The sequence below is a fragment of the Palleronia abyssalis genome, from assembly GCF_900302445.1.
GTDB lineage: Bacteria > Pseudomonadota > Alphaproteobacteria > Rhodobacterales > Rhodobacteraceae > Palleronia > Palleronia abyssalis.
On the sequence record NZ_ONZF01000008.1, the window covers coordinates 159,080 to 180,130 of the forward strand.

General features: G+C 57.1%; 13 protein-coding genes and 1 pseudogene. 2 read left to right on the plus strand and 12 right to left on the minus strand.

All coding sequences use genetic code 11. The features are described 5' to 3' along the window. Nucleotides 1-300: 300 nt before the first annotated feature. Nucleotides 301-1,929 (plus strand): P-loop ATPase, Sll1717 family, encoded by a 1,629-nt coding sequence (locus PAA8504_RS15845; protein WP_146190507.1) that lies wholly within the window; start codon nt 301-303, stop codon nt 1,927-1,929. A 377-nt stretch (nt 1,930-2,306) separates the two neighbouring features. On the opposite strand, the gene PAA8504_RS15850 is transcribed toward PAA8504_RS15845, so the two are convergent. The 6 genes and pseudogenes from PAA8504_RS15850 to PAA8504_RS15875 form a co-directional block, all read right to left on the minus strand. After that, entirely contained in the window at nt 2,307-4,247 is a 1,941-nt protein-coding gene (locus PAA8504_RS15850) for a tetratricopeptide repeat protein (RefSeq protein ID WP_108895171.1), read from the minus strand. Nucleotides 4,248-4,297: 50 nt separating this feature from the next. Next, nucleotides 4,298-7,585: a DEAD/DEAH box helicase gene (locus PAA8504_RS15855; protein ID WP_108895172.1), complete on the minus strand. Its 3,288-nt coding sequence runs from the start codon at nt 7,583-7,585 to the stop codon at nt 4,298-4,300. A 226-nt stretch (nt 7,586-7,811) separates the two neighbouring features. After that, a complete protein-coding gene (locus PAA8504_RS15860) occupies nt 7,812-10,571 on the minus strand; it encodes an HD domain-containing protein (protein ID WP_108895173.1) in 2,760 nt (919 codons plus the stop codon). A gap of 367 nt (nt 10,572-10,938) precedes the next feature. Next, nucleotides 10,939-11,451, minus strand: a pseudogene (locus PAA8504_RS15865) (transposase); the annotation flags it as partial. Between the two features lie 42 nt (nt 11,452-11,493). Beyond that, the gene (locus PAA8504_RS15870; RefSeq protein WP_108895175.1) at nt 11,494-13,347 is read right to left on the minus strand and encodes a hypothetical protein; all 1,854 of its coding nucleotides are present in this window, start codon (nt 13,345-13,347) and stop codon (nt 11,494-11,496) included. A gap of 470 nt (nt 13,348-13,817) precedes the next feature. Then, nucleotides 13,818-14,516 (minus strand): SOS response-associated peptidase, encoded by a 699-nt coding sequence (locus PAA8504_RS15875; RefSeq protein WP_306419535.1) that lies wholly within the window; start codon nt 14,514-14,516, stop codon nt 13,818-13,820. A gap of 448 nt (nt 14,517-14,964) precedes the next feature. Here PAA8504_RS15875 and PAA8504_RS15880 point away from each other — a divergent pair, with 448 nt between their 5' ends. After that, nucleotides 14,965-15,192 carry a hypothetical protein gene (locus tag PAA8504_RS15880; protein ID WP_108895177.1) on the plus strand — a complete coding sequence of 76 codons (228 nt, stop codon included), beginning with the start codon at nt 14,965-14,967 and terminating at the stop codon, nt 15,190-15,192. Nucleotides 15,193-15,296: 104 nt separating this feature from the next. Here PAA8504_RS15880 and PAA8504_RS15885 read toward each other — a convergent pair whose 3' ends face one another. The 6 genes from PAA8504_RS15885 to PAA8504_RS15910 form a co-directional block, all read right to left on the minus strand. Next, nucleotides 15,297-15,578, minus strand: a complete 282-nt coding sequence (locus PAA8504_RS15885) for a hypothetical protein (RefSeq protein ID WP_146190508.1) — start codon at nt 15,576-15,578, stop codon at nt 15,297-15,299. Nucleotides 15,579-15,619: 41 nt separating this feature from the next. Continuing rightward, a complete protein-coding gene (locus tag PAA8504_RS15890) occupies nt 15,620-16,012 on the minus strand; it encodes a hypothetical protein (RefSeq protein WP_108895179.1) in 393 nt (130 codons plus the stop codon). Nucleotides 16,013-16,037: 25 nt separating this feature from the next. Further along, nucleotides 16,038-16,910 carry a metallophosphoesterase gene (locus tag PAA8504_RS15895; protein WP_108895180.1) on the minus strand — a complete coding sequence of 291 codons (873 nt, stop codon included), beginning with the start codon at nt 16,908-16,910 and terminating at the stop codon, nt 16,038-16,040. A gap of 530 nt (nt 16,911-17,440) precedes the next feature. Then, a complete protein-coding gene (locus PAA8504_RS15900) occupies nt 17,441-18,298 on the minus strand; it encodes a hypothetical protein (RefSeq protein WP_108895181.1) in 858 nt (285 codons plus the stop codon). A 388-nt stretch (nt 18,299-18,686) separates the two neighbouring features. Further along, on the minus strand, nt 18,687-19,061 hold the full coding sequence (locus PAA8504_RS15905) for a hypothetical protein (RefSeq protein ID WP_108895182.1): 375 nt from the start codon (nt 19,059-19,061) through the stop codon (nt 18,687-18,689). A gap of 7 nt (nt 19,062-19,068) precedes the next feature. Then, the gene (locus PAA8504_RS15910; RefSeq protein ID WP_108895183.1) at nt 19,069-20,253 is read right to left on the minus strand and encodes a GGDEF domain-containing protein; all 1,185 of its coding nucleotides are present in this window, start codon (nt 20,251-20,253) and stop codon (nt 19,069-19,071) included. Between the last annotated feature and the right edge of the window lie 798 nt (nt 20,254-21,051).

The following is a 21,051-nucleotide window of genomic DNA, read 5'->3' on the forward strand; positions in this document are numbered from 1 at the left end:
AGCGCCTGGTAACCCCTCGCGCGGCGGCGCTCCCGGCCCATTGCCGACCTTGGGACTTGGTTGCCACGCCGCGACGCAGCTTCACCGAAGCGGTCGTTCGTGCGTCCCGCAGCATTTTCAAAGGGTGAAGGTCGGGAGAGCGGACAACGCTACCATTCGCCGCGCACCGCATGAACGTCCGGTTCCCCGAGATACTCCCAAAACAGCGTATTGCCTACACATCTATCGCTCAAATACCCTTGGCGGGGGGGAGGCAGTACAGTAGCCTCATAGCGCATTATACTGTCAGGGGGACTGAAGGTGCGAAAAGTCGAATTGAGACACAAGACCATTCAAGATCTGCTGGAGCTTAACTCCTACGAAATCTCAGAGTTAAAGGGTTTCGTGAATAGATCAACTCCCTTTGGCCCTATAAGCGCAACAAAACTGCGCGAATCCAAGGTGGCGAACGATGTCCTATTCAATACCAGAAATAAAGTATGGGAGTTCTATCAAAGAAGGCCACGAATTGTTATCGGCCGAAAAGGGTCTGGAAAGACTTCAATTCTCTCCCACACACACCAGCTCGAAGAGTACCGATACGTCGTCAATGTCCCAAGTGCGAAAGCAATAACCGAGTTCCGCCGATCCGTATACCCGAGCGCTTCGGATGTTGGGCTGGTTTTTGTCGAAGAAGCGGCTGAAGTCTGGGATAGGTTTCTAAATACCGAAATCATGGCTCTACTTCCCGAAGAGGTGATAGCTAGCCTACCCTCAGTGTCTAGCTATTTGGAGGCAATAAATCGCGGAGCCGGAGGAATCTCTCAATCTTTGTCGGCAGCCTTGAATGAAAACAAGGAGGCTTTGGACGGCGGTTACATTGGATATCTTATTCGCGCGGCCCTTGATCTTTACCGAGGAGACGGTGAAGGTACCTATCGCAAAGCTCTCGCCGACCTCGATTGGCACTTGGCTGAGACCAATTCTAAAGTGATAGTAATACTAGACTCCCTTGAGAACTACCACCTTGACAGACCAGAGAATGCGGAAACTGTTTGCGCGTTGCTCAAGTGCGCCGGGGAGTACGGAACGAAATTTAGGTCGTTTCGGTTGTGCCTGCCGGCTGAGATGTATTTTGAACTGCGCGAACTCTCGGAGAATGTTGAGAAAGACTTTGTCAATGCAATGGCTCTCCATTGGCTGCCAATAGAGCTTATGACCGTGATAGCGTGGCGTTATTTAGTTTATCTAAGAATATACGCACCCGATGAGATAAGAAAATTCTCCACGCTAGATATGGGTTCCCGTGAAGACGTGCATAGGATCCTTGATAGTTTTTTGCCGCAGGAAACACTCAACTCTTCTGGAAAGAAAGAGTATAGTTTGGTATATATCCTCAGGCACTCCCAACTTCTTCCGCGACATTTGATTGGCATAATGAACGGAATATTCTCGAACGGATACTCTTCGTCGGTGTTTGACGATGAAGTGTCAATATGTGATGGGCTAAGAACCGCAGAACAGTCTATCTATGAAGGTGTGAAAAGCGCGTTCCATAAGAAGCATCCGAATCTTGATTCAATCTGCGCTTGTACAATCACGGAACTCCCGAGATTTTTTTCCGATGGAGATTTGCATAAAGTTTTTAATTTTCATGGCAAGGCAGCTATGGCTTCAGCGGGGGTTGCGGACTACCGTGAATTTAAGAGGATGCTAGTTGAAGTTGGGGCAATCGGGAGGGCAAATAATAGAAGCGGTTTGTACGCGGATGCCGAGTTTGAATACGCCGTGAGGGGGAAACTAAATTTATCCGTCAAAGATGAACTTTGTCTTCACCCTATTTTTTCGGGTATACACGAGTCGAGTGTGAACCGTGATAGTGGCCACTATGTGTACCCACACAGGCACCTATTCGAAGACAACGGAGCGCATCGTAGTTTGATGATTTAGGGGAGCGTGGGCTCTAATGAAACGTTTTTATTGTTGCGTTTGAGTTGGTCGCAACGTTTCGAACACCATTCGATACTGATCTATGTTTCATTAGAATCCGAGCCCAGTAGTCACGACACTATTCTCCGCAGCATCGGTCAAAGTGGACTCCTCGGCGACATTCGCTGCGCCGCAGTGCGAGGCGCCTGGCCGCCCCTAGGGCGGCGTCGCTCCCGGCCCATAGCTGCCGTCCGACAGCCTGGCTGAGTTCGTCTGCTCACGGCCCAAACCGGCCATTCATGTTAGATTGCAACGCCGCAATGCAGCTTCTCCAAAGCGGACATTCTTAGACCGCAGCAAACTGCGTCTTCTGCGCATGGGCTGTTACCTGTTAGGCTTCAACGAATTAGATCTAGTCTCGTGTAAACTTTTTGCACAAGTTCATGGTTAGGGAATTTCTCGACAGCTCTTAGCCACACGTCCTCGGCTGCGACTATTTCCCCTTCGTTCCAAAGAACACCGCCGAGGTTGAACATCGCTATGTCATATTCGGGGTCGAGTTCTATTGCCTTTTCATAGGCTGCGATTGCCTCGGAAGCACGTCCAGTGTTGCTGTTCGCCAAACCTAATTGGAACCAGCTCATTGCGTCGGGTTGAAGATGCTCCGCCTGCTCCAGAAGAATCGGGCGACTTTCTTCAAACCGCCCAAGAAAATTGAGCGCTGTGCCTAAGCAATAACCATAGTGACCCCCAGCCATCTCGTATGCTTTGCGGAAACACAACTCGGCTTCCTCCCAATCTCCTTCGTCCTGTGCCCAGTGACCGAGGCGATCCCATGGCAGTGCGGCATCTTCGGCATCGACAATCGCGATATGGTCGTCGAATACTGATCGGAACTCAGAATACTCCCCAATATCGTGACCTTTAGCGCGCAGATAAAAGCTGGTGAGCAGTCGCTCAGCGCGCACGCGCCCCAATTGTGGATGCATCTCTATGCAGCGATCCCAAAATGCCAGCGCGAGCTGTGCGCTCTCGACAGAGATACGCCCGAAAGCCGAAACCTGCCGAGCGCACCATGGCCATATCCATGGTTCAGAATCTGCTTTGCTCAGCAGGCCATTGATTTCGCGGAAGGCTGCACGAGTATCGCCAAGACTAAATAGGACGTTTATTCGCCAGCCTGCAATCGTCGATGTTCGACCCAATTGCCGATCAGTAAAAACAACGCTGTCGAAGTAACTCAGCGCCTCTTCGTATCGGCCATTACGATGGTGATAATGGGCAAGAGCGTTATGTGCCTCTGGCAGATTCGGGTTCAGTCGTAATGCTTCGAGATAGTGTTCGGCGGCGATACCTTCGTCGCCGAGCCGCTCAAAGCTCGTGCCAAGGTTCTTGTAACACTGCGCGGCCATCTCCGATGAGCTACTGAAATCGGAATCTTCAAGCGCAGCAATGTATGATGCCTTGGCTTCTTGCTCCTGGTCCAGCGCCGAGAGCGCGTTACCGATAGTGTAATACAGGCTTCCGACTCGAAAGCGGCCTGTATCAAGCTTCGATCGGAAATGCGTCAAGGCTGCCTCGATCCGCTCCACGTCAGGGGATTGATATCCCATTCCCAAGTTAATCTCGGCCATGTAGCAAAAGCCCATCGCGTCGTGATCCGCGCCGAGCACCGAGAGGAACTGCTCGAAAGCGGCGCTAAGGACACGATCCGCGCCGCTTTCGTATAACCGTTCGGATAGTTGCCGCGCGAGGTTGGGGTCCTCCGGCACGTGGAGCTCAGGCTTCGCTTCTCGCACCACGTCAGGCATGGCTTCAATTGTCGCTGTCGTTTGTGCAATCCTGCGATCTCGTGCAATCCGCGACCCCGAAAGCGCAAGACTTGCTAGTCGGCTCAAACGATCAACCGTGAGAGCTTCGATGAATGATATCGTAAGGCTCTGTTGATCGGTCCAATCCGTTCCGCTGTGCTCGTAACGGCGCAGGACCGCATCAACAAAGCCCACGCGAAGCGATTTCGACGGTGAATGATATCCGACATAGAAGCTGTACGGCTGCGCAATCAGATAATTCAGATTGGCTCGATCAACCGGGATGCTAAACGAACCATCCGCGTTGAGCGCGCGCTCTGTCCCTTTTAGCTGGACATGCACCCGCACATTGGTCGCCTGCCCATTCAAGACCACCTCTATTTGGCAGTCGGCGCCATAGTCCTTCCGGTCAGAACCTTGAAACACAAAAACGTCGCTGGCCGAAATAAGAGCTCCGAAAGCAGCCTCAGCCTCGTCTTCCAACGAATGGTTGCGATCGCGCTTTGGTAAATCATCGAATGACTTCATCTCATATCTTCGACCCGTGCCGCTAACGGTGCGCAGAGGCCTGCCTTCTTCTATGTGCTACATATCATTCGAAATTTTGATGCGAAGGTATCAAGAACGAATGACTCCGTTGAGGCCAAGACTTGTGAATGCGTACTATTCTTGGCCGCGAGCGAGTACCCTGGCTGAACCACAAAGATCTCGAATTGGTATTCGAGCTGGTTTCGTTGAGAGCGCAAGATTTTCAAATCGTCCACTCCGCCTTCTTCGAAACGACTTGGTTTGCCAGCTCGCAAACGATCACCTTCACGCCTAAGCAACCGATCGATCAACCTCTGTGGTCGTTCGCACCTTCGAACTGACCTTTGGGCTTGACCACAAACCTCGTAGAGGTCGCCGACCCTCGCACCAGGCGCATCTGAAGACGAATATTTGCAGTGATACAATCGCACCGTGACGTGATTGCCATCCTGCTCGAAAGCCACGACATCAGCGACTTCTCCAGTTCCATCATCATTAAAGATAATGTGGCTTCCCGTAGTTGAGCGAACCTGCTCGATTGTCCGCGCCTGAACACTGTCAGACCGCCGCTCAAGCCCGAGCGATTCAACGCGGATATTCACACCGGTCCAATCCCAGACCTCGAAATGCTCATCTGGGAAGTACGGCACTTCCGTATCGGGAAGCGCAAAGAGTTCATCCGCCACGAGAGAGTCGCCGTCGGCGAAGTAGATCGTCGGAGGATACTTATGAAACCAGCGTGACAGCGGCACAGGCGCCGCACTCTTTTCGGCTGACGCAGATTGACCTTCCTTCAACGCGTATCGAACGCCTTCGTCGTTTATCGTCATCGTGAAATCTGCTCGCGCAGTGCCTGCCACAATCGCAAACTCGATGCGGTCCTGGGCGTCATGCGACGAAAGTTCCAGTTCGCAGTCATAAATGGAGTGCTGTTCGCTGTTGATGGTGAAAACCCAGCTATCCTCATCAAGGGCAGACATCCCCTCATACCAATCGACTGCGACTGGCGACTTTTGGGGAACCTCCGAGACAAGCTCGGGCTGAATGAGGCGATCAATGATTCCAGCTGTTGAGATCGTCTCATCGAGAAGAGAACGACCAAGGTCGTGGCACCAGTCCATCCAGCGTCCCAAATCGTTGGTACGCTCCTGCGCCCAGATCTTTCCCTTTCGCGAACAGCCGAGCGACACCCTGCCATCGTCAGTGAAGCCTACAACCATCAGGTTTGTCTTGCTGCGCGTCCTGTTCCCACTTCGGCTTCGCAATTCATCAGCAATATCGCTGCCTTGATATTGCGAATAACGGATCTTGCGGCGACGTGTTTCACTTAAACCCAGCGTGTTCAGCACGGGACGCCGTAAAGGATCGAGCGCTCGAAAGATATCTTCGCCACGAATTCGTTCGACATCGTCACCGCATAGCGCATTGGCCAAATCGTCCAGGCGATCATCATGCGAAGCCGAGACATAAAGCAGGCCGGCTTCCTGATCCCAATGCACCATGAAGAGATCGTAGGTCACATCGGCGATGCCTTTGAACCGGCTCCATTTCGGCAGATCGGCGCGTTCGGTGATGAAGATTGCCAGCGCATCGTGGTGGTTAATGTGTGGACCGTCGACGATCAGCTGTCGGTGGTCAAACCTTTCAATTCCACCAATTGGATCCCACGGCGATTGAGTTGTCTTGTAGACAATCGTCCCCAGTGTCGGGTGCAATGTTTCCAGAGGTATTTCTGCATCAATTCCCCCAAAGCCCTCGAACACTTCTTCGCGTCGGACGGCACGCTCGGTTGCTTTTGAACCGATCTGATTGATGAGCTTGTTCCAATCCGCATCCTCAGCGAACAAACTTGCCAACGGGCTTCCTTCATTTCGCGTCACCGCGGCGATAACGGTTGCCTCACCCAGATCGTCGCGAGTGCGCGTGAAGCGACCAACGAACTGTAGTGTCACGGCCTCTGACTTCTTTGGATCATGCAATCCCGCGATCTTGAGCTCGGGCAGATCAAAACCCTCACCGAGCATATCGACACAGACGACGATGCGATGCTCGCCTGCGCGTAACTTCGCGATCGCATCAGCCTGCTCGGATGCCCTCAAACCGCTGTGCAGAAGGACTGGATTGTATTGAGGCCAACGACGTCGATACTTCTCATGCAACTCTTCCGCCCGCGTCCGCTTGTTTCCCCGCGCCATTGCGAGGTGGCGATATCCGCTCGCCTCATCCGCTTCGAGAGCCTCACCGACTTTCTCAATGATTTGATCGTCGATATCTTCTCGGTCAAGCCCATCGACGTGCTGATAGTCGATCTTCCTGAAATAGCCCTCAGCTTGAGCCAGTCCTAGCGGGTAAACAAAGATGAACTTGCCATCGACCCGCATCCCATCATTGCGGAACGGCGTTGCGGTGAATTGTACAATCTTGACGTTGCCGAACGCTTCCCGGAATTCGCGCCAAGTTCTTGCAGCCACATGGTGAGCCTCATCGATGAAAAGATGCGACGTACACTCAGCCATTGCCGCTTGAATTTCCGGCGACACACCAGCAGCGATCGACATCGTTGTGACAACGACGTTCGAGATGCCGAACAGACCACGTGCTTCCTCGACACTCGTTGGCCGCTTACGCAACAACGATACCACTGGGTATTGGGCGCCTTGATCGATCAAGCCAGCTTTAGGCAGTATGCCCAGTTGCTCGAACGCACTTGCAATCTGTGTTCTGAGCGCGTCGCTTGGCACGATCACTAGAATGCTCTTTGCCCGTTCTTGAAGACCGGCTGCAATCATCGTCTCCGTCTTACCGGTTCCTGTCGGCATAACCACCGTGGCGATCTTCTCGGACACGGTCCAATGGGCTTGCAAAGCGTGTAGAGCGCCAATTTGAGGAGAGCGGAAACCTGGTTTGATGACCTGATAGCCGTCCGTTTGCTCCTTTGCGAAAGCGACGCCATCACTCCAGCTGGAGCCGATCTCATTGCAAAGCTTCGAGATTTCGTCAGCATCTTTCTTCGGGTTTAGCGGCAAGGGTGCAAGTAGTGAGAGTGGCGCATCAGAGGCCCTCTTGGCGAAGGTCTCGACATCAACGGCCGAGGAGCAAACATACACTGTGTCGAACGGAACAGATGAGGTTGTCTTACGCGGAAGAAATAGGATTTCGTGTCCGTCCTGATCTTCGCCGACGACACCGGCAAGGTGTCGTTGTGAAAACGGTCTTATTCTAAGCCGTCGGGTAATCGCCGGTTCTGCAATTGCCTCAATAATAGCGCCAAACTGCGATCCAAAAACCGCCAGTCTGCGATCAAACTCGACATCGATCTCAAGCGCGGATTCATCCATATCGAAGAGTGTACCAACATTCTTGCTTCTACCCGTCAAACCCCTTATGCCCTCTCTGCTTCTTCATGCTCAAAAGCTTCGGTATACGAACGACCCGCCTTGGAAGATGCCGGTTTCCAGAACGCGATTCCGGAGGCCAGGTTACAGTCACCCTCTTACTGTAACAATCTCTCTGCCGAATGTCTGCTTTTGGCCAATACTAGACTTTGCATGCGCTTCGCTTGTTTCAGCTTGAGCGTGCAGACAGAAGGTCGGCGACGCTGGGCGGCGTGTATCCCTCCTGATCCTCTTGAAGGTCGGCGACAAGGCTAGCCAGCTTGGCGTCTCTGCCATTATCGGCCAGATCCTGAAAATGCCTAGCAAGCGGGCTGGAACGATTGATAAGGACGCGGTGCCGTCCGAGGAAGACGTACGGCTTCGCATTGGGCGCTTCGAAATCGCGCAGATATAAGGTTCCGGTCCAGCGCCCCCGCACATCCGCAAGCACTTTGCCGGGCTGATGAGTATCGACCCGCTCGAGTTGCACCATTTGAAGGCAGAGATGTCCGAATTGGGGGACCGTTACGTACAATACCGAACTGTCAGGGTCTGCATCGAAAAGCATAGATGCCGAGCGATCGGATTCCATCACATAGATTGGCTCTGCCGCGCTGAAGAGGCCCGCCAGCAGGCCTTTGACGAGGGAGAGGCTAGCCTCACCTTCGTTTTCGAGCGAGATCAACCGGCCGTCGGGCATTTTGGCAATGGGCCTCTGTTGCATGAAAAAGACCTTTCCCTTGAGGGCAGGGAGTTCATCGGCTTTGGCGTAAAGCGGACCCTCTCCCGACAAAGGATGGAATTTGAACGGCATGAGGTCCGGGTGGCGCTCGCTAGCAACCTGCAATTCGTTGCCGGTGTAAACATCAAAGACGTTGCCGCCATGCATGGCCGCCTGCTGGCGTAGTGCGGTGACCGTCGCGAGCTCCAGCCCGTTAGTCTCGTCGAGGAACGCCCGATAACCATCGTGGATGAGGCGCGTCACTTCCCGCGAGAACTCTTCCGAGGAAGCGCTTTCAACGAGCTGATTGCGGTCGAGAGAATAGGAAATGCCTTGCGGTGTGAGCCGATTGGCAAAGTAGATGCCGACGCGGTCCAGATCGAAGCATATGTGGCGTTCCCTTATCGGCGCGGGAAAGCCGCACACCGTCGTCCGCGGACGACGGGAATGGCCTAACGCAGTCATCAGCGAGCTGGTCGGATTGAGAAGGAATGTCGGCCTTCCGTTCTCTATTCGATAGGCGAGGAGCAACGAGAGCTCAGTGTTGCCGAACGAGTTCCGCCACTCGAAGAGCCTTATGCCGTGTTCCTCAAGTGCGCGGTGCCGGCTGCCCAAGAGTGCCTCAAGGGGGACGTCCGGCACCACTGGAGGCACGGTTACCCGTTCCTCGTCCAGACGAAGTGTCACTGGTACTTCCGAACAAAGAATCTGGGCACAGGCGCTGGTGAATGTATCATCGATTACGACGTCGTCCCTAAGCTTGAGACGCACTTTGGTGCCGCAAGGGCGGGTGACAGGGCTGAAGACCGTGTACTCTTTGAGTTCATCAAGGGACACATCGAACGCCGTCCCACGGGCCTCGATAGCGCCATTTGGGTCACCTCGGTGGGGTTCGAACGAAGCGGTTTCGACGTAGGCTGTCTTTGCCAAGGTGAAGACTGACCAGAAACCGACACCAAAGCGAGCGATGGGAGCGTAGCCGGTAGTCGAATAGCCGGGCTCGGCCGAGCGGCTGCTTCCTACAGTAAGCAAGTTGTTTAGGATCACACGTTCGGTCATGCCGCAACCGTTGTCCTCGACCATGATCTCGTGCCGACTCCGGTCGAAGACAACCGAGACAGCCGGTTGGTAGGCGTCTGCCTCGCTCGAATGATGCCGCCTATACCGGCAGGCTTCTACCGCGTTCTGCAGTAGTTCCCTTATCACAGGGCCGCTTTCCCTCCAGATCGCGTTTGACGCGATAAGGGCAATGACGTTGCGCTTGTTGAGCCTGACGCCGAGACGTTCGAACCGCCCTCCCGGGAACGCAAGGTTGCGAGCGAAGGGCTCTGGGCGGATGCGGAGCCGCGGAGCCATCATGCGCCGGTCAATATCGCAATAGCCCCTTATCCACCCCTCCATTTCGTCTAGCGTTCGATGCGCGAGGGCGAGAACCTCAGCTTTTTCGAAAGTACCCGAGACATTGACGCGCCCGTCGGAATCGATGGCCAAGCTATCGCCGACGCAGACGTGCTTCATGTTCTCGATATAGGACACTCGAGCCTCTGGGCTCGGATCTTCTGCGATTGCAGCTAAGACTCCGTCGACTACCCGCGTGTCACTGAATTCCAGTGCATCGGCTACGCAAATGATGACCGCAAGTTGCCGAACATCGATTAACCTTTCCTCGGCGGCATAGGCGGCTGGGATTTCGCCTTCCAGAACGTCAATCGACAGGTTGTGAGCACGCATGATCTTATCAAGCGCGTCGACAAGATTGACTGGCACGCTGAGGCTGCTGCTCTGCATATGAATGTAGCGCCCACCGCGCCGCGAATGCTCTCGGCGCAGATGCGACTGAAGCCGCCCATCTGTCTCCCAGCCGGACTCGTTTGCTATGCCCAGCTGTGCCAAAAGCTGGTCCGCTTCGCCCGGAAACACGGTCATCCCCAGGTCATGGGCATAGGCAGCAAGGATCAGGAGATAAATCTCGGCGGCTCCAAACTCCTCGATCCCCTGTCCATGAAGGCACCCGGGAACGACCACCTGCTCGATCCTTCGAAGCACGCGGAAGCCATGATGTGCATCATGACGCGTGTAGTACGGGAAATGCGTCGCAGTGGTGGCCAATATCGGGGCGACAACTTTCAGAAAGTGGGCGGCCTTCTCGGCGAGGGCAGCATCAAGCTCGACAAGGCGCTGGAACAGTCGCGTCGAGCGAAGTTCAACAAGTGGCTCACGAATTTCCAAATTGGGTCTTTCCGCCGGGCTCGATTGCTCCCTTGCATCTAGGGGGGCCGTCCGATCTGAACATTTGACCAAGCGGTCGTCAACGACTGCTTAGAAGGCGCAACGCTGACGTTCGAACGTGCCGCAGCATCCGTCACTCTGGGGCTCGGTGCGCCCTTGCGGCGGCGCAGAAAAAATCTCGGCCTTGGTCCGCTCTGAATGTCGGCTTCCACCCTTGTTGGGCGATCAGATTGTCGTCGCAGCGAAGGTCCGGAAACCGCCCATTCTGTGGGAAACACTTGTTCGCAATCGCAGGAATCGACCGCCGATACATGCGTATGCAACCTTCGTGCGAGGCTTTTTACGCTGTTTGCCGTGCGGGAAGGCTCTAGGTTAGTATCGACTCGTTCTGGGCGCTGGCGGCGTTGAGGAATTCATCTTTCACGCCGCATGGGCCCCGTGGTCGGAGCCTTCCGAGGCCAAAAAAGCGCTTGAAGTGAGCGAAGAGCATCCCGGCCTTCTTCCTTAGTTTCACCGAGACCTCGTTTTGCTCGGTCTCGGCGATGCCGCGGGCAATGTGTCGAGCGTATTCGTGTTCATCGCGGGTGATGGCCCTGGCATCAGCGTCCGGGCAGCATTGCTTTTTCGACGAGCAGGCCTGGCAGGTCAGTTTCAGAGCGCGGCACTTGGTCCGGCCCTCACTGGTCGGCCCGCGGTTCGGATTGAAATAGTCCCGGCGGAACTGCTTCAGCTCGTGCCCCCCGGGGCAGATATACAGATCTTTGTCGGCGTCCCATTCGAAGTTCGGCTACCTCTAGGTGCCATCGCTGCGGCCAGACCTGTCGAATACCAGGATGTATAGCGCGATCTTGAGGTCGTCCAGCCAGCCGAGCATAGGCCCGGTAGGCACGACGCCTAGGACCCTGCGTGGGGCGGTGATGCGTCACTCGCGGCCGCTAACGCTTCCAGCGTCTTGTTCGAGGTCCACGCGCCCGGATGCGAGCAAAGCGATATTGAAAAGATCGCTGGCCAAATCCATGTCCGTGCTAGCGATCGCCGCGCGGTAGATCGCCTGCGGGGCCCCGAACGATGACGGGCCGGGGAGGGCGATTTCCCGGGTGATCTTGCGCCGAAGGTCCGCATCCTCCATCGCCGCGAGGAATGTAAGAAGATCAGCGACATCGGCGCCGGATCCTTCGGGTGTCTCGAACCAGGCGCGGATCCCCGAAGCGACCCATTCAACGTCATCGAGATTGCCGCTTTGCAGAAGAGAGATCGCAGTGCCCAGATTTCCCACGGCCGCCGAGAGGGTCGCGCTGTAGACGTTGCCTGCGCTCATGTCCTCGGTTGCCTGCGCGACCTGCCTGGCGAGCTCCATGTGTCCGGTCTCCACGAGTGCAAAGACGAGCTCCCAGGCTGCGTCCGGGGCAATATCCTCCGCCAAATCCTCAAGATCGTAGAGATCGTCGAGGATCCCGGGGGATGGAGGATTGCCCGCCCGGATGCGCGCGACCTTTTCGCCGATGTAAAACGCGGCGCGCTCCGTATCATCGACTACCGATTCTGGTAGGTCGCCCAGCACGTCCAGGATACCGTTACGTCCGAGCTCGCCTGACGTGATACCGGCGTAAAGTGCATCCCATCGCTGGGAATAGGCGCTCTCGCGCGTTCCGAAGCCGAGAGGGATGTTGCCATTGGCGCGGTCACGTATTTCCGTCACGATCCGGCTGAGGTCGTCGGCTGACCGACCGCCCACCACGTACCAGAAGGCAGTTCTCCTGTTCGTTTCAGGGGCCATCCCTAAAACGAGGTCTGCCATGCCCGATTGCAGGACACCATCCGGCGCTTCCCTGACAAAAAGCTCGAAACCCTCGTTGGCGTAATTCGATGCCTCCTGCACCAGATTCATGGCCGTGTTCGGATCGGAAACATCGGCATACGCGGCCAGAAGGCGTCCGGAGGTGTACGAGGCCGCTCCGAAGGACTCGTAGGCCGTGACCACAAGCTCGTCGACCGCATCGGGGTCTTCTATCCCGGCAAGCATCGCGCGGACATCCTCGCTAGACCCGCTGGCCATGATCGCGCCATGAGGGCTTTCGTATCCAGCTTCGACCATGCGGTCGATATTCATCGCGGTGGTTGGTGGCTGCTGCGGGAGCGGAGTGTCGTACATTCTGGGTAGGGACGCGATGATCATGTCAGGCTCCGGCGCCGCTTCGAGCCCCATGATCGGACCAATCTTCTGCGAGAGTTCGATCATCTCCGGACCTCGCCCCAGTGACCATAGGGTACTGAGCAATTCCATGAATTCATCTTCGTCCATCCGCGGAAGCCATTCGCGCAGAGTATCGTCCCAGGTTTCCGTCCCGACTGTTCCAACAATCATCGCAGATGGCGATATTTCCGCTTCCGGAAACACGATCTCCGCAACTGCGAGCAGGCATACTGCAGTGTAGTCCTCGAGGCAGGATCCCGCGATGTCATCGAGGTTGGATTGCGCTTCTTCGTAGGCAGTGCGAAGCGCAGATGGGATGAACTCGTTGAACGTGCCTCCCGTGATCAGGTGAAGACCGGCCTCCGTGGCCGCCAGATTCGCCTCGATGCGATCGAGATACTCTACGCCTTCACGAAGCGCCTGAAGGCGGATGGCCGGGTTCTCCGTTGACCGCGCAAGCTCGTGAGCGCGGAAAGCGTCAACCACGAGCCTCCTCGCATTCATCTCGTCGGATTGCGCGAGTGCGGCTCCGGGTCCCAGAAGCAGGAAGGCGGCCAGAGACGTCGATGACGAAAGGCGCATGAATCTATCCCCCGTTTTCGTTAGGCTATGATGTCGCTTCAACGCCTGTCACCATCGAATTGTCCCCCTCATGCTGCAACCTTGGCAACTGTGACGAGCTTCTGGAAAGACACGCAACCGCACGGTCGTCGGGGGGGCTGTCCAGGCGCACGGCCTAGGCATGCTCGACTTTGCCGTGTGGCTTCAGCCGAACGAGCGGGTCATGAGCAACGAGTTGGTGATCGCCAACGGCCTCAAGCGACCCACGATCAACATCCCAAAACCGAGAAGAACATTCTACTCTCGTCGATGCCGTTCACCCGAAATTGGCCACCACACCGGTCGTATAGACCTTCTTTTATCTCCCGCTCATCCCTGCTGGTGAGAAGACTTTTGGCGAAGGACGGGGGACGTTCTGAAAGCCCAGGCTGATCTGACCTTCACGTTTCGAGATGCAGAAGGCTGGCAGATCATCGACGGGGCCGTCACGGCTATGACGATCCAGAATCCTTACCACGCTGTCCTCCATTCTCCACTTCGAGCATCCCATCCGTCAGTGGACTTTGTAGGGCCTTCGCCTCCGCCCATTCTGCCGTGAGCCAAGTCTCCCACTCCTCCTGTTCCGTTAGGATCACCGGCATGGCTTTCGGGTGGATAGGCGCGACCTCGGCGTTCGGCTCGGTCGTCAGGAAGGCAAAGAGATCGTCTTTAGTCTCGCCGTCCTTCAGCTTTCGGATGCTCGTCCATCCTTCGACCCAGATCCCCGCAAACATCGGCGTGGCGTCGTCCGGGAAGCGGAACCAAGCATTGCCGCGGCTCTTTCCAAGGGGTTCCGCGAATGCCGTTAGCGGCACGAGACAGCGATGCTGCGGACCCAGCCAGCGCCGCCAGTGGGGCGACCCGGTGTTCCTGATGTTCGTCACACCCCGGTCGATGCCGCTCGCGCTGTGATATTGCTTCGGGCTGGGCATGCCCCAGCGGGCGCTCTTCAGGACGATGGTCTCACCGTCCAGGTGTACGATCGGTGCGCCTTGGTCGGGATAGACCTGATCCCTGGGCTCCAGGTTGCCGAGCCGGTCGTCGACCTGCCGCCGGTCGAAGAGCCCGCGCAGCTCGTCCTGGGTCCGGGCCGCTGAATACAGATTACAGATGGCCGTCCTCCTAGCAGTCCCAATCCCGTTTTTCTCGATGCACCCATAAACTCAACGGCGCGCGTCAGCTATTCTATCGGGATCGAGCGGCGCTGTCCTGCTGCCTGTTCCAGCCCCCCTCGACCCCAATCCTCCGCTCTCCGTGGCTCCATATTCGAAGTGGCTTCCGCGGCAGAACGAAGGTGGAACATATACGCCGTCATCCGCGACCCCTGCAAGCCTTGGCGGAAGCGCAAGATCGTATCAGCAGCCTTCCGCCTCACGGGTTTCCGGGTTGTCCACCCCATTGGCGTGAGGTGCCGAACCGGATCGGCGCCACCATCGATGGAAATTGCGGCGGGCTGGCCGAGGGTAAAACTCCTGATTGCTTGGACATGCCGCAGGCATCCCGCTCGCTGCAAGGCGGGTTTGTGGCTTCGGCTGTAGTCCGCTGCGCCGCGGCGTCATAGCTTTGCTGCAACGCAACATTCCTCTGAAAGGCAGTTCCATGGCCTACGTCCAGACCCATTCCGCCGAATTCCAGTCTTCCCGCCCGAGCTTTCTGTCCCGCGCTCGCGCCGCCATCGCACGTGGCTTCGCTTACTGGATCGAGGCAAACAGCCGCGCGGACAGGATCGCCGCGCTCGAGGCGAAATCGGATGCAGACCTGGCCCGCATGGACCTGAGACGCGAGGACATCGTGCGGCACGTCTTTCGGGACCGGATGGTCTTCTGATCCCGAAAGCTGCTGCGAAGCAGTGCCAGTCTGAGGCGCGCGGGCGAGCTTCCGTGTCCTGAGCGTTTGCCCTGGACCCGCGTCTTGTCTTCACCCTCTTGTTGTCAGGGCGCTGGCCACGGCCAAACCGCCTTTGGCATTCCCGGTCGAGGACGCGTGATATACGCTTGGCTAGGGACATCGGATATCCGGGATTTCGACGATCCGCGGCACGACGACGATTGGCGCTCCTGCTCCAGGCGCATGGCCCGAATGGTTTCTCCAAAGCCGGCAAAGCCATTGCGAGCGGCCTCCGCCTCTGTGCGGTGGAAACTGCGGCGCCCGATCACGGTCATGATGATCGCCGCTACGGCAACCATGCCGCTATAGACGTAGAGAAATTCCATGACCTCCGTCTCCATTCATGGCAGGGCGCCGGCCATACGCGTCACGATACTTGCGGCCCAACGGTTGCATCCAAATCGATGTCGATCGCCGCAAACCGCTGGCGCAATCCGGCGAATTCGACCCCGATCTCCGCGCAAAGGATTGCCAGGCGGTCAGCCGGCATGGCGGTGAAGGCCAGCTCAAGCTGAGCCAGGTCGTCGCCGTCCGGATCAAGATGCCCCGTCAGGATGTCCCGCAACCGACCGGGGGTCAGCTCCCTGTCTTTGGCGATGGCGTCGAGTACGTGCCACCTGGCAGCCGAATCAGCGCCTTGGTGGGCAGCGGACCGGAGCCGCGCGAGTTCGATGGAGGCCAATCTGAGACGCCCATCCCGATCGTCCAGCGCGTTGCGAAGCTGTGCGATCTCATCCTGCAACTGTTCAAGTTCCTTCATCCTTGTCTCCTCCGCGCCGCCGCCCTCATGCTTCCGCATCGAGGTCAGACCGCCGGTCGCTGCTCGATTTCAGCGCAACCCGCCCGCGCTCGACCTTCGCCAGCCCCTGCAGCAACTGGGCGGCAATCTCGGTTTCCGGCACCTGGTGCGGGTAGCCCAGGGACACGTTGCGAAGCTCGCTCGCCCCGACCGTGAACGCACATGGCATATGCGTATGCCCGTAAACCCAAGCCGTGGGGGCGTGAGCATCGATCAGGGACGTGAGATCGGAGGCGTAGGCGGCGTCGAGGCGGGACACTGGCGGGGCCAGACACTCCGGATGGGGCGCGTGATGCGTCGCCACGATCGTGTTGCCGTCGAACGGCTCGGCCAGTTTGCCCTCGAGCCACGCGCGATGATCGGCATGGCGCCGGGCCGTATCCGCCGGCCTCGCGCGGCGGTATCCCTCGCCACCAATGCGGATGTAGCGGTAGTCGTTTATTTGCGCTTCGGCCTCGGCCATCATCGCGGCCCTGGTCGCCTCGCGGTGCCCTGCCAGGGCAAAGTCGGTCCAGAGGGTGCAGCACAGAATCCGGCAGCCGCCGAGCATGACCTCGGCCTTCTGGGCAAAGGATGCCCCCGCTTCGGTCGCGATCTCGGCCAGCCGGTCGTCCCCGTCCAGCTGGAAATCGTAATAGTCGTGGTTGCCCGGGGTGATGAAGACGCGGTCGAGCGGGACATACCGGCCGACATGCTCGAGGAGCGGGGGCCAGCGGACCTTCGGCTTGTTGCTGAGATCGCCGATGATGAAGAGCGCCTCGACCTGGTCCCAGACCGATTGCGGTACGGCCGCCAAGGGATCGCGTCCGGCCATCAGCCAGTGATCCAGGTGCAGGTCACTGACGAACAGGATCTTCATGCTGCGGTTCCCAGAAGTAGGTGTCCATCGTGATCCCTCGCGGCGCCCTGGAACGTTGCCCGGAGCCTAGGGAGTTACAGACACGGACCGATCTGCGTCCGTCAAGTCTTTTTGGCCTCCGCAGATGCGTATAACCTATTGTAAAGATTGATTTTCGCAACCGTGTTGCCCGACCTCGGGGCGGGACCGGTCTTCCTCCCAAGCCCGTGTTTTCCTGGCGCTTCGTCCAGCAAACGTTGGCGATGCCCGGCAGAGGAAGAACGTTTTTCGCAAAACGCCATGCCTCGCGCCGCGAGGATCTCAGGATTCTTTCGCATTCTGAAATCGCCGAAAGATTCTGTTCCAGGACGCGAGTGCCAGCCGCGATTGCAGGGCGCGCAGGAAGTTTCGGTTTGGGCTCGGCGATTGCGGATCTCGGTGCGGGACGCCGAAGGCGTCGGAGCAACCCGTAACCGGATCTGGCTTTCGTCTTCTTCTCGCCAAATAGAGCGGTGTTTCAAGTGCTGGGCCCGAGAAACTTGAACTGGCCGCTAGACGTGGAATTCCGGGTGGTCTGGATACAAAGCGGTGAGCACGGCACAGCGCATCTGGATTGCAAGGGCATCGTGGAAAATATCCAGGTTGTTCGCGGTCTGGTCCTCCGTGAGCCAGCCGTCCGAAAGGCGCCAGCGCTGGAAGAATATCCAGTCCAGTTCGTTTCGGCCGATGTGAAGAGAGACCCGCCGCCCCTTGTTGGCCTGGGCGTTTTTATGCGTTGCTCGCGCAACCGGCGCTCTCGAATCCTCGTCTGTGTCCGACACCACACAAGCTATCTGAGCTCGAATATCGTCAGGGACCGTATCGATGGCCATCGTCATCGCCTCGGAGAAGCGGTGATCGGACGCAATATCCATATCCCATTCCGCCGGCTGGTCGCGCCAATGAACCAGCTCCGCATCAGCTGTCCACCGCGCTCCGGAGACCAGTCCGATTTCGTTCAGTACCGCAAGCACGTCCTGACTAGCATGCGCTGGTCCCGAACCATGTGCCGCGGCGATGTTTGGCGACGAGGGAGAGCCACGCCGATCCGCAGTCGTTCCGCCGACCGAACCCGCACCTGTGGGCGTCTGGGGGTGGTAGATAAACTTGCCCTGTTGCTTGGCTATCCAGAGAACGGCGATGCAGACGTCGTCCCAACGAGGAAGTGTTTCAGGGATCACCGGGTTTTCGCGGATGACGGCACCCCGGCAAATTTCGGAGGCCCTGCCAAACGCGGCAAGGGCCTCGCAACCGATCTGATAAGCTGTAATGAAGCTGTGGTCATACGCCCGACGGTCGCTTGGCAGGTTCGCCTCGATAAATGCGATCGCTGGTCTTGCCCAATCTAGAAGGGGGTCCGCCACGGCCATGTGCTAAGTTTCCTTGCATCCACAAGATCATCATAGCACGTCGCGAACCGATGGCTTGCGGAACGTCTGGCCCGAAGCGCGATGCGCATTCCGGTCGAGAAGGGCGAGAACCGAACCTTCTCCGCGTGTGCGAACGCACCCTTGCCAGGATATGGAAGCGGACATTCCGCCAGAATCACGCCGCCGGACCCGGCGCGACCTACATAGCGTGCGGAAAGCAGGAGTTCGCAGCCAATTCAACGAACGACCGCAACGCGGAGTATTGTCGAGGTTGGCCACCTGACTTCGATATCCCAAAGATAAGATCGTTGCTGTTCAGTTCAGCCAATCGAATGCCGGCTCCCCTTATTTTGCCGCCCGAGAGGTTCTGCACCATTCTGCAGCGACTTTATTCGCTAAAGCTATCGTCAGCTTCAATATCGTCTACGTCAAACAAACGGCGCTCAACAATTCTGGTAACCCTGGGATCTGGAATTACATAGCGGTTCACAGGCTTTCCACCATGTTCACTTGGCCGGGTCCCATCCTGCGCTAGCAAGCCAATTTCCTCCCAGATGATGATCTTGTTTCTTGCGCTTTGGTGGCCAATCTTAAATTTGGTCTGCACACCCTTATTAGCAAAAGATATTCTTCCGAGTCTCAAGAGCTGAAAAAGCGCACCCAGGATTGGCAGGCCCTTCGGCGTGAGGGCGATGAGGCAGGCGGAAATCTCAATCCATCCCTGCTGATCGCGGGACGAGTTCATCCCGGAATGAAACGCCAAGCGAATCTTATCGGTAAAGCTCGCCGTCCTTGTAAGAATGCGTCACCATAGTGGCGTCGAACACGACGCTGGTGCGTCGGCCTTCTGCCTTGGCGCGATAAAGCGCAATATCGGCATTCTTGAGCAAGTCATGGGCAGTACCGCCGTGCTGTGGGAATACGCTCGCGCCGATGCTGGGCCGACAAGCGATCTGACTACCGAAGTGCTCGATCGCCTTATACAGCTGGCCGGCCAGCGAACTGACCAAGATTGATAATTCCTCGGGCCCGCCCACATCAGGAAGGATTACGGCGAACTCGTCGCCTCCCAATCTCGCAGCCGTGCCATTTGGCGGAACCGCCGCACGTAACCGGTCAGCAAAACTCCGTAAGAGGTCATCACCGGCGGCGTGCCCCCAAGTGTCATTGATCTGCTTAAAATGGTCGAGGTCAAGCAAGAGAACTCCTACATTCGTTCCCCCAACTTCCGCTTTGTCGAGCGCCTGACGCAAGCGTTCGTGGAAGTAAGTGCGATTGGCGAGGTGGGTGAGGCCATCGTGCATAGCGGCATGTTGATGTCGGCGCACCACGCGTTCATATGCACGCGACAGGGCAAACGCGCCGCTGGCTGTCGTATGTACTACCGCGACAATCAAATGAATCTGCAGCATGCGATCATGCGGCAGATAGGCCGTGAAACTTTCCGAAAAGGTGGCTCCGTGAACGACCCGAGCCGCAAACGAAAGCGCCAGGACTGAGTACGATAGGATAAGGCCGTAACTCGATGGGATGGCGTTCCCGCGTCCCAGCCAGAACTGCCAAGCGATCCCTGCCGTTTGCGCCACCAAAACGACGTTCACAGCCGCATACACTAAACCTGGGTCGGACGTAGAGGCAAGAGCGAACAAAGCGAGCGTCGCCCCTGTCGGAGCCAGTACCGGCAACCATGAACTCCGGCCGTGAACGAACTGTTGCGCTGCGCGCCAACGGAAGCCAAATCCAAGCACAAGGAGGGCGTGAGGCAGCGCGTTCGCAATTCCGGCAGAGGGTGGAATGACAGCGAATCCTGCTAGTCCCGCGGCAAGCACCAGATTCGCTACGATCCAAGAAGACCACCAAGATTCATCCGGCTGCGTGCGCGAGGCAGCATAGAAGCCACAGGACATCACCACGAGGATGATGGCATTCGCTACAAAAAGGGTAATCACGTCCATGCGCTTGCTCCGACATAGCCGCTCCTGCGCAAGCAGTACCAGAAGCGTTGCCTCAATTACGTCGGTCGCCCGATCCGATCGAAGATTACCGCAAGAATATAACCTCAATCTTACTCAGAAGGGTTTCAATGCAGCAAACGGCCATTCGGTCCGGCACTGCGGCCCTTATACTACTGAACGATGCTGCATGGCGAATTGAAAGTTCGGTGTTGGTGAAACCGCGCGGCGGCAATGGCGTGCCGGGCGAACGGCAGTTGAGGGCCGGGAGCGGGCTCGCCCACCCACGCTGCTGAACGACGGCTTCGTGCCGTGGCTGGACGTGAAACAGTCCCCCGCGCCCAGGCGGAGATGCGGCGTTCGAGCCGGGACCGGGGAAGGGACGCCAAGGTAAAAGTTGGGTATTGGCAATGGTACTCTCGGCCGGACTCGATCTGACACGCCTTTCGGCGGGCTATTCTGCATCACACCGAACCGCAGCGAAATCGACAGGTTGCCGAGTTTTGCTCCCATGGACATAGCGGGAACGGACCAAGAAACTGGGAGTCCGATCTTTTCAAAAAGGGGCCCCCGGGGCGTGCCGGAAAACGAGGACTTCTCTGCTTGATACGCAGATTTCTTCACTTATAGTGACTAAGTATCCTTCGCTTACATATTTTCTCAATACATTTGAATGACATGGAAAACGAAAACGATGCACTCCGTACCCGCATCAGAGACCTAGAGACCTGCCTTGCCGAGTATGCGGCCGCATACGGCTTCACTGATAGCGCCCGCACTTTACTCTTAGGCGAAAGCGAT

Bases quoted from the DNA above. Each gene is read 5' to 3' on its own strand.
- PAA8504_RS15910 (WP_108895183.1), bottom strand. From the start codon at position 20,253: ATGGACGTGATTACCCTTTTTGTAGCGAATGCCATCATCCTCGTGGTG.
- PAA8504_RS15895 (WP_108895180.1), bottom strand. From the start codon at position 16,910: ATGAAGATCCTGTTCGTCAGTGACCTGCACCTGGATCACTGGCTGATG.
- PAA8504_RS15850 (WP_108895171.1), bottom strand. From the start codon at position 4,247: ATGAAGTCATTCGATGATTTACCAAAGCGCGATCGCAACCATTCGTTG.
- PAA8504_RS15880 (WP_108895177.1), top strand. From the start codon at position 14,965: ATGGCCTACGTCCAGACCCATTCCGCCGAATTCCAGTCTTCCCGCCCG.
- PAA8504_RS15885 (WP_146190508.1), bottom strand. From the start codon at position 15,578: ATGGAATTTCTCTACGTCTATAGCGGCATGGTTGCCGTAGCGGCGATC.
- PAA8504_RS15855 (WP_108895172.1), bottom strand. From the start codon at position 7,585: ATGGATGAATCCGCGCTTGAGATCGATGTCGAGTTTGATCGCAGACTG.
- PAA8504_RS15900 (WP_108895181.1), bottom strand. From the start codon at position 18,298: ATGGCCGTGGCGGACCCCCTTCTAGATTGGGCAAGACCAGCGATCGCA.
- PAA8504_RS15870 (WP_108895175.1), bottom strand. From the start codon at position 13,347: ATGCGCCTTTCGTCATCGACGTCTCTGGCCGCCTTCCTGCTTCTGGGA.
- PAA8504_RS15890 (WP_108895179.1), bottom strand. From the start codon at position 16,012: ATGAAGGAACTTGAACAGTTGCAGGATGAGATCGCACAGCTTCGCAAC.